Origin of the sequence: Streptomyces sp. SA15 (assembly GCF_002291145.1) — a bacterium.
GTDB lineage: Bacteria > Actinomycetota > Actinomycetes > Streptomycetales > Streptomycetaceae > Streptomyces.
Genome location: NZ_NTGE01000109.1, coordinates 21,252 through 33,933, shown reverse-complemented (window position 1 = coordinate 33,933; position 12,682 = coordinate 21,252). Strand labels below are relative to the sequence as shown.

8 protein-coding genes are annotated in these 12,682 nt (G+C 70.8%); 5 read left to right on the top strand and 3 right to left on the bottom strand.

Translation table 11 applies throughout. From position 1 onward, the window contains the following. Positions 1-2: 2 nt before the first annotated feature. The gene (locus CLM62_RS24205; protein ID WP_095751999.1) at positions 3-1,052 is read left to right on the top strand and encodes a Zn-dependent alcohol dehydrogenase; all 1,050 of its coding nucleotides are present in this window, start codon (positions 3-5) and stop codon (positions 1,050-1,052) included. A gap of 1,266 nt (positions 1,053-2,318) precedes the next feature. On the opposite strand, the gene CLM62_RS24195 is transcribed toward CLM62_RS24205, so the two are convergent. After that, positions 2,319-3,476: a GlxA family transcriptional regulator gene (locus CLM62_RS24195; RefSeq protein ID WP_257004061.1), complete on the bottom strand. Its 1,158-nt coding sequence runs from the start codon at positions 3,474-3,476 to the stop codon at positions 2,319-2,321. 72 nt (positions 3,477-3,548) lie between these two features. Between CLM62_RS24195 and CLM62_RS24190 the strand changes: the two genes are divergently transcribed. Both CLM62_RS24190 and CLM62_RS24185 read left to right on the top strand, forming a co-directional pair. Next, a complete protein-coding gene (locus tag CLM62_RS24190) occupies positions 3,549-4,853 on the top strand; it encodes an MFS transporter (RefSeq protein WP_095751998.1) in 1,305 nt (434 codons plus the stop codon). Positions 4,854-5,076: 223 nt separating this feature from the next. Beyond that, on the top strand, positions 5,077-7,281 hold the full coding sequence (locus tag CLM62_RS24185) for an MMPL family transporter (protein WP_095751997.1): 2,205 nt from the start codon (positions 5,077-5,079) through the stop codon (positions 7,279-7,281). Positions 7,282-7,457: 176 nt separating this feature from the next. On the opposite strand, the gene CLM62_RS24180 is transcribed toward CLM62_RS24185, so the two are convergent. Continuing rightward, on the bottom strand, positions 7,458-9,725 hold the full coding sequence (locus CLM62_RS24180; RefSeq protein WP_095751996.1) for an MMPL family transporter: 2,268 nt from the start codon (positions 9,723-9,725) through the stop codon (positions 7,458-7,460). 379 nt (positions 9,726-10,104) lie between these two features. On the opposite strand from CLM62_RS24180, the gene CLM62_RS24175 reads away from it, so the two are divergent. Continuing rightward, complete coding sequence (locus tag CLM62_RS24175; protein ID WP_095751995.1) at positions 10,105-11,310, top strand: sensor histidine kinase; 1,206 nt, start codon at positions 10,105-10,107, stop codon at positions 11,308-11,310. After that, a complete protein-coding gene (locus CLM62_RS24170; RefSeq protein WP_095751994.1) occupies positions 11,307-11,984 on the top strand; it encodes a response regulator transcription factor in 678 nt (225 codons plus the stop codon). Before CLM62_RS24175 ends, CLM62_RS24170 begins: the two co-directional genes overlap by 4 nt. Before the next feature lie 60 nt (positions 11,985-12,044). Here CLM62_RS24170 and CLM62_RS24165 read toward each other — a convergent pair whose 3' ends face one another. After that, a complete protein-coding gene (locus tag CLM62_RS24165) occupies positions 12,045-12,629 on the bottom strand; it encodes a flavin reductase family protein (RefSeq protein ID WP_257004060.1) in 585 nt (194 codons plus the stop codon). Between the last annotated feature and the right edge of the window lie 53 nt (positions 12,630-12,682).

The following is a 12,682-nucleotide window of genomic DNA, read 5'->3' as shown; positions in this document are numbered from 1 at the left end:
TGATGCGAGGCGTCGTGTTCGACGGGAAGCGGGTCGAGGTCGTGGACGATCTCGTCGTACGGGATCCGGGTCCGGGTGAGGTCCAGGTGGCCGTGTCGGCGGCGGGGCTGTGTCACAGCGATCTGTCCGTGGTGGACGGGACCATACCTTTTCCCGTTCCTGTGGTGCTCGGCCACGAGGGGGCGGGGGTCGTGGCGGCGGTGGGGGACGGCGTCACCCATGTGAGCCCCGGCGACCATGTGGCCCTGTCCACGCTCGCCAACTGCGGTGCGTGCGCGGAGTGCGACCGGGGGCGGCCGACGATGTGCCGGCAGGCGATCGGGCGGCCGGGGCAGCCGTTCACTCGGGACGGGCGGCCGGTGTACCAGTTCGCGTCCAACTCGGCCTTCGCGGAACGGACCGTGGTGAAGGCGGTGCAGGCGGTCCGTATCCCGCACGACATTCCGATGCCGTCGGCGGCGCTCATCGGTTGCGGGGTGCTGACCGGGGTGGGTGCCGTGCTCAACCGGGCGAAGGTGGACCGCGGGGACAGCGTGCTGGTGATCGGGACGGGCGGGATCGGGCTGAACGTCATCCAGGGGGCGCGGATCGCGGGCGCGCTGCGGATCGTGGCGGTGGACGCGAATCCGGCCAAGGAGGCGGTGGCGCGACGGTTCGGTGCCACCCATTTCCTGACCTCGACGGACGGGGTGCGGGACATTCTGCCGACGGGGGTGGACCATGCGTTCGAATGCGTGGGCCGGGTGGAACTGGTCCGGGAGGCGGTCGATCTGCTGGACCGTCACGGCCAGGCGGTACTGCTCGGTGTTCCGTCGGCGTCGGCCGAGGCGTCCTTCCGTGTCTCCTCCATGTACCTGGACAAGGCGATCCTGGGCTGCCGGTACGGGTCGTCGCGCCCGCAGCGGGACATCGCGCTGTACGCCGAGCTGTACCGGGAAGGGCGGCTGCTGCTCGACGAGTTGGTGACCGAGACCTACCCGGTCGAGGACTTCGAGAAGGCGGTGGGGGACGCGGAGGCGGGGCGGGTGGCGCGCGGGGTGCTGACTTTCTGAGCGGGGTGCTGACTTTCTGAAGCGGTGCTCACGAGTTTTCCACAGGCGCTGGAAATCCTCTGGGGCGTTGTCAGTGCCGGCCTTTAGCGTCGTTGCATGAGTTACCGCGACGTCGCCTCCAAACAGGTCCTGATCTGGGCCTGCACCACCATCGGCGCCCGCATGCCCGTGGCCATGGCCCCGCTGGCCCTGGTCTTCCTGGTGCGCGAGCGGCCGGGCGGCTACTCGCTGGGCGCCATCCTCGCGGCGGCCTATGTCATCGGCGAGATCGTCGGCGCCCCCTTCCTCGGGATGCGTCTGCGCCCCGACCATGCCCGCGTTCACCTGGCCGTCGGCCTCGCGGTCGGAGCCGCCGCCTTCACGGGGCTTGGGGTGTTCCCCGACGCGCACTCAACAGTCCTCGCCGGGCTCGCGCTTGTCGCCGGTGCCGCCCCGGCCGCCGCCACCGGTGGCCTGCGCACGCTGCTCACCGTGCTCGTCCCGGAGCGTGCGGCGGCCCAGGCGCTGTCCGTCGAGTCGATACTGACGGCCGGGGTATGGGCCGTTTCCCCGGCCGCGGTCGCCGGCCTGGCCCTCGGCGTCGCACCGCCCGTCCCGCTGCTCCTCGCCGCCGCCCTGATGGCGTCGTCGGTCACGGGCCTGTGGCTTCTTCCGGCCGGCTGGGGCGCGGACGACACGGGCGGGGAGGACCGGACGGGTACGTCGATGCTCCGACTCCTGATCGGTGCCTGGCCGGTGTACGTCATGGGTGCGGCCAGTCTGGCCCTGCTCGGTCTGGCCGAACTCGTTCTGCCGGCCCTGCTCGAACAGCGCGGCGTCGGCGTCGGCTGGTCCGGACCGCTGCTGACGGGGATGGCGGTGGGCGGGGGGCTCGGTGCCTTCGTCCACGGTCTTCGTTCCTGGCCGGGGCGGCTGCGCACCCGCAGTGTGGTGCTGATGTGCGGGACGTCGGTCTGCGTGGCCCTCGCCGCGCTGATACCGGGCACGGCCGGGATCGCCGTCGCGCTGGTCGTGGGGGGCACGCTCCAGTCGTGCGCGATGCTCACCCGCAACCTGTCCCTGCGCGAGGCACTTCCGCCGGGCGCTCTGGCCGCGGGTTACTCGGTGATGTACGCGGCGGCGGGTGCGGGTTACGCGGCGACGGGGTCGCTCGCCGGTGCCCTCCTCAAGGTGGTGGCACCGTCCACGGCCATCCTGGCGGGGGTGGGCCTGACGCTGGTGCTGACGGGGGTCGGCTGGTGGGGCGAGGTGCGCCGGGCCGGCCGTTCAGCGCCGGGAGCCGACACCGCCGTAACTCTCGGTCCTGCCGCTTCCCGTCCTGCCGCCGCCCGTCCCGCCGCCGCCCGTCCCGCCGCCTCCGGTTCCGCCGCTTCCGATCCCGTCGCCCCCGGCCCGGAAGGTCCGGCGATAGGCGGTCGGAGTGACGCCGAGCGCCTGCTGTAGGTGCTGCCGCATCGACTGGGCCGTGCCGAAGCCCGCGTCCCTGGCCACCTGGTCGACGGACAGGTCGGTGGACTCCAGGAGGTGCCGGGCGCGTTCCACCCGCTGCTGGGTGAGCCACTGTCCGGGGCTGACGCCGACCTCCTCGCGGAAGCGGCGCGTGAAGGTCCGTACGGACATGGCTTCCTGCTCGGCCATGTCGCGCAGCTGGATCGGCTCGTGCAGACGGCCCAGCGCCCAGGCGCGGGCGGTGGTCGTGGACGCCAGCTGCGGGTCGGGCACGGGACGGTGGATGTACTGCGCCTGCCCGCCGTCGCGGTGCGGCGGTACGACCGTGCGGCGAGCCACCTCGTTGGCGACCGCCGTGCCGTGGTCGCGGCGCACCATGTGCAGGCACAGGTCGATTCCGGCCGCGACCCCGGCGGAGGTGAGCACTTCGCCGTCGTCGATGAACAGGACGTCCGCGTCGACCGCGATCTGCGGGAAGAGCCGCTGGAGGCGCTCGGCGTCCGACCAGTGGGTGGCGGCCGGGCGGCCGTCGAGGCGGCCGGCGGCGGCGAGGACGTAGACGCCGGTGCAGATGGAGGCGAGGCGGGTGCCGGGCCGGATGCGGGCGAGGGCGGCGGCCAGCTCGTCGGTGAGCACGCCCTGCTCGTAGACCGGGCCGAGTTCGTACGACGCCGGGACGACGACCGTGTCGGCGGTGGCCAGGGCCTCGGGGCCGTTGCCGACGTGGATGGCGAAGTCGGCGTCGGTCTCGACCGGGCCCGGCGGCCGGATCGAGCAGGTGACGACCTCGTACAGATGCCGTCCTTCGGCGTCCTTGGGCCGCCCGAAGATGCGGTGCGGGATGCCCAGTTCGAAGGGGAGCAGACCGTCGAGGGCGAGGACGACTACGCGGTGGGGACGGAAGCCGGTGGATGAGGTGTTGGGGGAGGTGGTGGAGGAGGTGGTGGAGCCTGTGGGGCCCTTGGCCGTATCCATGGCCCGATCCTAGCGAATGCTGTCCTTCGGGCCAGTGGAAGGGAGGAGTGATCTGAATGGAAGCTCTATGTCGTGACTCAGACGACCGAAGCCGCCACTGCCATAGAGGAAACCCCGCCCACGACGAAGCGCCGCATCCACCGCGCCTGGTTCGTCGCCGCCGTCACCTTCGTGACGATCATCGGCGCGGCCGCCTTCCGTTCCCTGCCGGGGCTGCTCATCGACCCGTTGAACCAGGACTTCGGCTGGTCGCGCGGCACGATCGGCGCCGCGGTCTCCATCAACCTCGCGCTCTACGGGCTGACCGCGCCCTTCGCGGCGGCCCTGATGGACCGGTTCGGGATCCGGCGGGTGGTCGCGGTCGCGCTGACCGTGATCGCGATCGGCTCCGGCCTGACGGTGTGGATGACGGCCGCGTGGCAACTGCTGCTGTGCTGGGGGCTGTTGGTCGGACTGGGCAGCGGTTCGATGGCGCTGGCCTTCGCCGCGACGGTCACCAACCGCTGGTTCACCGAGCGGCGCGGCCTGGTCACCGGCATCCTCACCGCCGCCTCGGCCTCCGGCCAGCTGATCTTCCTGCCCGTACTGTCCTGGATGGTCGAGACGCACGACTGGCGCCCGGCCGCCGTCACGGTCGCTCTCGCCGCCCTCGCGGTCGTCCCCTTCGTCTGGCTGCTGCTGCGCGACCACCCGGCCGACGTGGGTCTGAAGCCGTACGGCGCGAAGGAGTTCGTACCGAAACCGCCGCCCGCGCGCGGGGCCGCCCGCCGGGCGATCACGGTCCTGTTCTCGGCGGCCCGCACCGGCCCCTTCTGGCTGCTGGCCGGCACCTTCGCGATCTGCGGCGCCTCCACCAACGGCCTGATCCAGACCCACTTCGTGCCCGCCGCCCACGACCACCACATGCCCGTCACGACGGCGGCCTCGCTGCTCGCGGTCATCGGCGTGTTCGACGTGGTCGGCACGATCGCCTCCGGCTGGTTCACCGACCGCTACGAACCGCGCCGGCTGCTCGCGGTGTACTACGCGCTCCGCGGGATCTCCTTGCTGTTCCTGCCGATCCTGCTGGCGCCGAGCGTCCACCCGCCGATGCTCTTCTTCATCGTCTTCTACGGCCTGGACTGGGTCGCCACCGTCCCGCCCACCGTGGCGCTGTGCCGGGAGCAGTACGGCGAGGACAGCGCGATCGTCTTCGGCTGGGTGCTCGCCTCCCACCAGGTCGGCGCCGCGCTCGTGGCCTTCCTCGGGGGCGTCGTCCGGGACGTCTCCGGCTCGTACGACATGGTCTGGTACGCGTCCGGTGCGCTGTGCGCGGCGGCGGCGCTGATGGCGTTGGTGATCCGGCGGCGGGCGGAAGCTCCTGCCGCCGCAGTTTGATTCGTCATCAGCGGGAACTCAGCAGCCGTGATGGGGAGAAGACGGGCTTCTGATGCCACGATGACGCCCGAGGGAATGATCTTGGTTTGTGGTCACTACGATCGGGTCCAAGACACCAAGACAACCGTTCGGCCGGCCCGATGGTGAGTGCCGGTCGGGGTCGCCGATGCCAGGGTCCGCTCCCCGGGCTGCGGTGATCTTCCTACACAGGAGGACCTCCCGCATGTTCCGACGTATTGGGAACACTGTCGTCCGACATCCCGTCTGGACGATCGTGGCATGGTTAATCGCCGCGGTGGCGATCGTCGCCACCGCTCCGAGTCTCCCCTCAACCAGCGACGAAAGCAGTTTCCTCCCCAAGAGTTATGAATCCATCAAAGCCGCGGATGTCCAGCAGGAGGCGTTCCCCAGCGCCTTCACCCCGTCCGCGATCGCGCTGTACCAGCGCACAGACGGCGGCAAGCTGACCGCCGCCGACAAGCAGGATGTCGCCCGGATCACCACCGAACTGGGCCGGAAGAAGATCGACCAGGTGCAGAAGGTCGTCCCCGGCCAGCCGTCGAAGAACGGCGAATACGCCCTGACCCTGGTCCAGATGGACGACAAGTACGCCGGCCAGCCCAAACAGGCGGAGGCGGCCGAGGAGTTGCGCGAGCAGGCGAAGGAGCTGGCCAAGGGCAGCGATCTCGACGTCAAACTCGGCGGTTCCGCCGCGCAGGCCCTCGACCAACAGGATTCGTCCGAGCGCGGTGAAGCGCTCATCGGTATCGGCACCTTCGTGATCATTCTGGTGACGCTGCTGATCATCTTCAGGGCGCCGATCCTCGCCGTATTGCCCCTGATTCTGATCGGATTGGTGTCCGCGATCGCCAACGGGCTGATTGCGTACGCGACCAAGCTGTTCGATCTCCAGGCCAACAGCTCGATCTCGGCGATTCTGATCGTCGTACTGTTCGGCGTCGGCACGGACTATTTCCTGTTCCTGATGTTCCGTTACCGCGAACGTCTGCGTCTCGGTGACGAGCCCAAGCAGGCCATGATCAACGCGGTCGACCGGGTCGGCGAGGCCATCGCCTCGGCCGCCGGGGCGGTCATCATCGCCTTCCTCGCGCTGGTGCTGTCCACGCTGGGCTTCCTCAAGCAGATGGGCCCGGCGCTCGCCATCGCCGTCGGCGCGACCCTGGTCGCGGGCCTGACCCTGATCCCGGCCGCGGTCTCGCTGATCGGCCCGAAGGTCTTCTGGCCGTCGAAGTCCTGGCAACGCGAGCCGGAGAACGCCCGGTTCGCCGCCATGGGTCGCGGCGTGCAGCGCCGCCCCGCGCTGTTCGCCGTGGTGTCCGGCCTCGTCCTGGTCGTGCTGTCGCTGGGGACGTTCGGCTTCAACGCCACCTTCGACCTGGCGTCGGGCTCCATGCCCAAGACCAAGGAGTCCATGGTCGTCCAGGACGAGATGCAGAAGGCGTACTCGGCGGGCGCCGCCGCACCCACCGACGTCTACCTCTCCAGCACCGACGGCAAGCCGCTGGACAGGTCCGCCTTCGACGCGTACGCGCAGAAACTCGGCGCCGTGGACGGTGTCGCGAGCGCGAGCATGACCCAGGTCGACAAAGACGGCACCACCGCGGACTTCACCGTCACGCTCAAGTACGAGGCGTCGACGGACCAGGCGATCGACGCGGTGGAGCGGGTCCGGGACATCGCGCACGCCGACGCTCCTGACGGCACGGAAGCCCTGGTCGGGGGCATGTCCTCGATCTACAAGGACATCGACACGGCGGTCAACCACGACTACAAGACGGTCTTCCCCGTCGCCGCCGTCCTGATCATGGTCATCCTGGGGCTGCTGCTGCGCAGTGTGGTCGCCCCCTGGTATCTGATGGCCTCGGTGGGTCTCGGGTTCGGTGCCACGCTGGGTGCCACCGTGTGGATCTTCCAGGACGGGCAGGGGCATTCGGGCCTGATGTTCATGCTCCCGGTGATCATGTATCTCTTCGTGGTCGCCATCGGCACCGACTACAACATCCTCATGATCGCCCGGCTCCGCGAGGAGGCCCGCGAGGGCCGCGAACCGCGCGAGGCGGCCGGCATGGCGCTGCGACACGCCGGACCGACCGTGGCCGCGGCGGGCTTCATCCTGGCGGCGACCTTCGCCACGATGATGCTGGCGGGCAACGCGCTGCTCACGGAGATGGGTTTCGCGGTCTCCTTCGGCATCGCCATCGCCGCCTTCGTGATGGCGATGTTCTTCACGCCGAGTCTCACCGCGCTGATCGGCCATGCGGCGTGGTGGCCGGGGCACGGGGACCGGGCGGAGGAAGCGGCCATCGGCACAGGCGCCGGAACCAACGGTTCCGGGTCGGCCTCCGGGTCGGCCTCCGGCGAAGGCCGGGACACGGCCGCGCACGATCCGTCGGGGCGCCGCGGCTAGGGCCTGCCCGGCGGATCAGGACGCACAGCACTACTGGGCAGGCTGGGCACGGTCCGGACCGAAGGGGCCCAAGTCCAGCCGCAGGCGGACATAGTCCGCACCGGCTGGGCCTGGGCGCCGGTGGCCGTCCCGGGCCCAGCCGTGGACGGCTTTCACGGGGGGTGAGGACTTCCCTGTTACTGGCGGTTGGGGACGAGCGCGGGTTCGGGCGGGGACGGGACGTCGGCGCCCTCCGCGCCGATGCGGGGCAGTCGCCGGTCGAGGGCACGGGGCAGCCACCAGGTCGCGCGGCCCATCAGCGCCATGGCCGCCGGCACGAGCACCATGCGGACGATCGTCGCGTCGAGCACGATCGCGGTCGCCAGGCCCAGGCCCATCATCTTGACGAGCGGTGAGGGGTTGGCGACGAAGCTGAGGAAGACCACCGTCATGATCAGTGCGGCGGAGGTGATGACGCGGCCCGTGGCCGCCATGCCCCGTGCCACCGACTCGGTGGTGTCGCCCGTGGCGGCGTACTCCTCGCGGACGCGCGAGAGCAGGAACACCTCGTAGTCCATGGACAGGCCGAAGAGAACCGCGAAGAAGATCGTCGGCAGGGGTGAGGCGATCGGCAGGGTCTCGTCGAGGTTGAACAGCTCGCCCAGCCAGCCCCATTGGAAGACGGCCACCACGACGCCGTACGCGCCGCCGATGGACAGCAGGTTCACCACGGCGGCCTTCAGCGGTACCGCGATGGAACGGAACACCAGCATCAGCAGCAGGAACGACACCACGATGATCGCGGCGATGAAGACCGGAAGAGTGTCGGCGAGTTGCCGGGTGAGGTCGTCGGTCATGGCGGTCAGGCCCGACACGGCGACGTTGTCGGGGACGATGTCGCGGATGCGTTCGAGGGTGTGGGAGGTCGCGGCGTCCGCGGGGGCGGTGGTGGGGAGCGTGGGCAGTACGACGGTGTCCCCCGCCGTGGAGATCAGGGGCTCGCCGACCGACGCGATGCCGGGGTCGTCGGCAAGGCGGCGGGACAACTCGGGAATGCCCTCGGCGTCCACGCCGGAGCCGCGCAGGTCGGCGACGATCAGCAGCGGGGCGTTGAAGCCGGGACCGAAGCCCTCCGCCAGCAGGTCGTAGGCACGGCGGTGCGTGGTACTGGTCGCGTCGTTGCCCGCGTCGGGAAAGCCCGTCTCCATGCGCAACGCCGGGAGCGCCAGCACCAGCAGCGCCGCGGACGCGGCGAGCAGATACGGCCACGGCCGGCCGGAGACGCGGTGGGCGAACCGCCACCATGCCGTGTTCTCGGGGTGCTCGGGGTTCCCAGGGTTCCCAGGGTTCTCGGGGTTCCCAGGGTTCCCAGGGTTCTCGGGGTTGTCCGTGCTCTCGGGGTTCTCCGGGTTCCCAGGGTTGTCGAGGTGCTTCACCCGGCGCGTACGGGAGCCCCGGCGCCGCCCCTTGTGGATGCGGTCGCCCAGCAGGGACAGCAGTGCGGGCAGCAGCGTCAGGGCGGTCGCCACGGCGAGCAGCACGACCAGCGAGGTGCTCAGACCGATCGAGGTCAGAAAGCCCAGGCCGGTCAGTGCGAGCGCGGTCATCGCCACGACGACGGTGCCGCCGGCGAACAGGACGGCCGTGCCCGACGATCCCATGGCGTTCGACAGCGCGGTGGAGTTGTCCTGACCGGCGGCGCGGTTCTCGCGGTAGCGGGCCACGATGAACAGGGCGTAGTCGATGCCGACGCCCAGGCCGATCATCGCGCCGATCGTGGGAGCGGCGGTGGAGACGTCCATCGCATGGGCCAGCAGCGTGATGCCGCCCAGTCCGGCGGCGACGGCGACGAGGGCGAGCGCGATCGGGACCAGCGCGGCCACGATCGTGCCGAACGCGACCACCAGGATGACCAGGGCGGCCAGCAGGCCCGCGGCCTCCGAGCCCGATGTCGGGGTCTCGGCGTTGATGAAGACGGTGTCGCCGCCGAGTTCGGCGACGACACCGTCGCCGCGTACGGGTTCGATCGCGCTGTTCAGGGCATCGATCTGGTCGGGATGCACGTCCATCGTCGGTATGTCGAAGGTGACGTGGGCCAAGCCGATCCGCCCGTCGGGCGAGACCGTGCCGGTGGTGAAGGGATCGGTGACCTTGGCGACGTGCTCCACATCGGCGATCCGGGCGACCGCCGCCTCGATGGCGGGCCGGTGGCGGTCGATCCGTTCCCCTTCCGGCGCGGCGAACACCGTCGTGGCGCTGCCGCCGGATGCTTCGGGGAAGCGTTCTTCGAGGAGTTCCATCGCCTCCTCGCTCTGACTGCCGGGAGCGACGAGGTCGTCGACGAACGAGCCGCCCGCAAGGCCGGCCAGGGGCAGCACGAGTGCCAGGGCGGCCAGCCAGGCGGCGATGGTCACCCACGGTCGGCGGGCGCTCGCGTCGCCGATGCGGCGCGTGAGTCGGTTCATGGTGGTGGGCTCCTGTGGGACGGGTGCCGACCGGCGGCACGTGTCGGCCGGGCTCCTGCGGTCTGCTGCCGAGCGACGTCAACTGTCGGCCTGGATCCCGTGGTTGGCCGCCGGCCGGCCGCACCGGACCGGCGTTCGGCAGCAGTGGGAGCGGGCAGTCCCATCGTGGGCGCCGGCACCGGTGCCGTCTCCCGCCGCACGGCGGGTTCGGACCTCCCGCGCGCGACGGGGAGAACAGGGCGGTTGCCTCCTGCCGGCGGCGGAGGACCGGATCCGTCCACAGGCGGGTGACGGTGCCTGTGAGCCGGACTTACGATGACCTGCCCGGTGCGTCCCGAAGACCCGCGCCAGGCCCCGGACGCCTCTTGATGGAGCGACGATGAATCGCAGGGCGCCGCATGCCGAGACGCCGGGCCGCAGCGTGCCGGGCAGGTTCCGCGGCCCGTTCACGCGCTGGCCGCGGGCCGCGGACGCCGTCCTCGCGGCGGCGCTGTTCCTGTGGGTGGCGCTCCTCGAGGAGGCCGCGGGAGATTCGATGGCCGTCCGCCCGGCCACCGGCATCTTCCACCCCGCCCTGCTGCTCTCCATGGTGGCCGGTGCGACGCTCTACGTCCGCCGTACGCGGCCGGTCGCGGTCGCGTACGTGGTGCTGGCCATGTGGGCGCCGACGCTGGGCAGCAGCTATTCCACGCTGGGCGTCCTGGTGATCGTCGCGCTGTACAGCGTCGGGCGGCACGCCGACGACCAGCGGTGGGGCCCGCTCGCCGTCGTCGCGGCCGTCGCCGGCCTCGTCATCGACGGCCTTCTCCTCAACACTCCCTCGGGGGACCTCTTCGGCGCCCTCGTCATGTCCGGGGCCTGGTATCTCGGCCGGCGCCTGCGGCTTCGAGCCGAGCGAAAAGCCCGGCTCGTCGAGGACCGGGCCGCCGAGGCGCGGCGGATCGTGACCGAGGAGCGCACCCACATCGCCCGTGAACTGCACGATGTGGTCGCCCACCGGGTGAGCATGATGACGGTGCAGGCCGGTGCGGCCCGGATGGTGGCCGCCGAGGATCCGCAGGGCGCCCTGGAGGCGATGGCGGCGGTGGAGGAGGCGGGACGCCAGGCGCTGGACGAACTGCGGCACCTGCTGGGAGTGTTGCGGCCGGACTCCGAGCGCGACGGTCTGGGGCCCCAGCCGGGTCTGGCCGATCTGCCCCGGCTCGTGGCCGAGGTCCGCGAGGCGGGCCTTGACGTCTCGGTCACCAACGGCATCCGGGGCCCTGTCCCGGCCCGCGTCGATCTCTCGGCGTACCGCATCGTCCAGGAGGCCCTGACCAACGTGCTCAAACACAGCGGACCGCGCACCCACACCCACGTGCACCTGCGCGAAGAAAGCGACGGCCTCACCATCGAGGTGCTCGACGACGGCCACGGCGCCACCGTCCAGTCCATGCCGGCCGCACACAAGGGCCCGCCCGGCCACGGCATCGTCGGCATGCGGGAAAGAGCCCACCTGCTCGGCGGGAGCCTCGACGCCGAGCCTCGTCCCGGCGGCGGATTCCGCCTCACCGCCCGTCTGCCCGTCAAGGGGGAGCCCGCGTGAGCATCCGCGTCGTCGTGGCCGACGACCAGGCACTGGTACGGCGAGGCTTCACCATGATTCTCCGCGTCCACCACGACATCGAGGTCGTGGCCGAGGCGGGCACCGGCCTCCAGGCGGTCGAGGCGGCACGCCGACACCGCCCGGACGTGATCCTCATGGACATCCGCATGCCCGAGATGGACGGCCTCGAGGCGACCTCCCGGATACTGGAGGAGGCCGACTGGGGTCCTCGGGTACTGATCCTGACCACGTTCGACCCGGACGAGTACGTCTACGAGGCGCTGCGCTCCGGCGCCAGTGCCTTCGTGCTGAAGGACATTCCCCCCGAACAACTGGCCACCGCCGTACGCACCGTGGCCGAGGGTGGGACGCTGCTGGCCCCCTCGATCACCCGGCGCTTCATCGACCGGTTCACGCGGCGTCGCATCGTCAACACCGCCGCCGCTGCCCGCCTGGAACGGCTCACCGGCCGCGAACGCGAGATCATGACCGCGGTCGCCCGCGGCGCGAGCAACGCGGAGATCGCCGAACAGCTCGTCATCGGTGCCGCCACCGTCAAATCACACGTGTCGAGCATCCTCACCAAACTCGGGCTGCGCGACCGCATCCAGATCGTGATCTGCGCATACGAGAGCGGCCTCGTCGAAGCGGGCGACCACGACGTCGGCCACTGAGCCACGGCCTTGTTCTGGTGGCTGGTCGTAGGCGCTCAGCAGGTGCCGACGCTCTGGCTGTCAGAGGAACCGCCCCTTGTGGAACAGCAGTGGCGGCTCGTCCGTGTCGGGCGCTCCCAGGGCGTTCACCCGGCCTACGACGATGAGGTGGTCGCCGCCTGTGTGCACCGCGTGGATCGTGCAGTCGATCCATGCGAGCGTGCCCGTCAGGCGCGGGGCGCCGGACGCGGGGGCGGGGTCGTAGTGCACGCCTGCGAACTTGTCCGCGCCGCTTACCGCGAAGGCGCGGCACAGTGCCCCCTGGCTCGCGCTGAGGACATTGACGCAGAAGACACCCGCGCGGGCGATGCGCGGCCACGTCGCTGATGTACGGCCCACCATGAAGGCGACCAGGGGTGGGTCGAGGGAGAGGGACGCGAAGGACTGGCAGGCGAAGCCGGCGGGGGAGGTCTCGCCCTCGGCGGGCGGTGCCGTGACAACGGTGACGCCGGTCGCGAAGTTCCCCAGTACGCGCCGGAAGTCGTCCTGGTTCACCGGCGCTCGTTCGTCCTCGCGGACGCATCGCAGCTCCGGGCGCGGCAACGCCTCGACAGGTCGTGCCTGGAGGTAACGGACGGCGGCTGCCGCCATCCCTGCTTGTCCCATCACGCCATCCATTGAAACTGACGCTCCGTCAGATTGGAAGAGGTGGGAGGGTG

Excerpts from the sequence above, each read along its gene's own strand:
- CLM62_RS24185 (WP_095751997.1), top strand. The coding sequence starts at position 5,077 with ATGTTCCGACGTATTGGGAACACTGTCGTCCGACATCCCGTCTGGACG.
- CLM62_RS24175 (WP_095751995.1), top strand. The coding sequence starts at position 10,105 with ATGAATCGCAGGGCGCCGCATGCCGAGACGCCGGGCCGCAGCGTGCCG.
- CLM62_RS24180 (WP_095751996.1), bottom strand. The coding sequence starts at position 9,725 with ATGAACCGACTCACGCGCCGCATCGGCGACGCGAGCGCCCGCCGACCG.
- CLM62_RS24195 (WP_257004061.1), bottom strand. The coding sequence starts at position 3,476 with ATGGATACGGCCAAGGGCCCCACAGGCTCCACCACCTCCTCCACCACC.
- CLM62_RS24205 (WP_095751999.1), top strand. The coding sequence starts at position 3 with ATGCGAGGCGTCGTGTTCGACGGGAAGCGGGTCGAGGTCGTGGACGAT.
- CLM62_RS24165 (WP_257004060.1), bottom strand. The coding sequence starts at position 12,629 with ATGGGACAAGCAGGGATGGCGGCAGCCGCCGTCCGTTACCTCCAGGCA.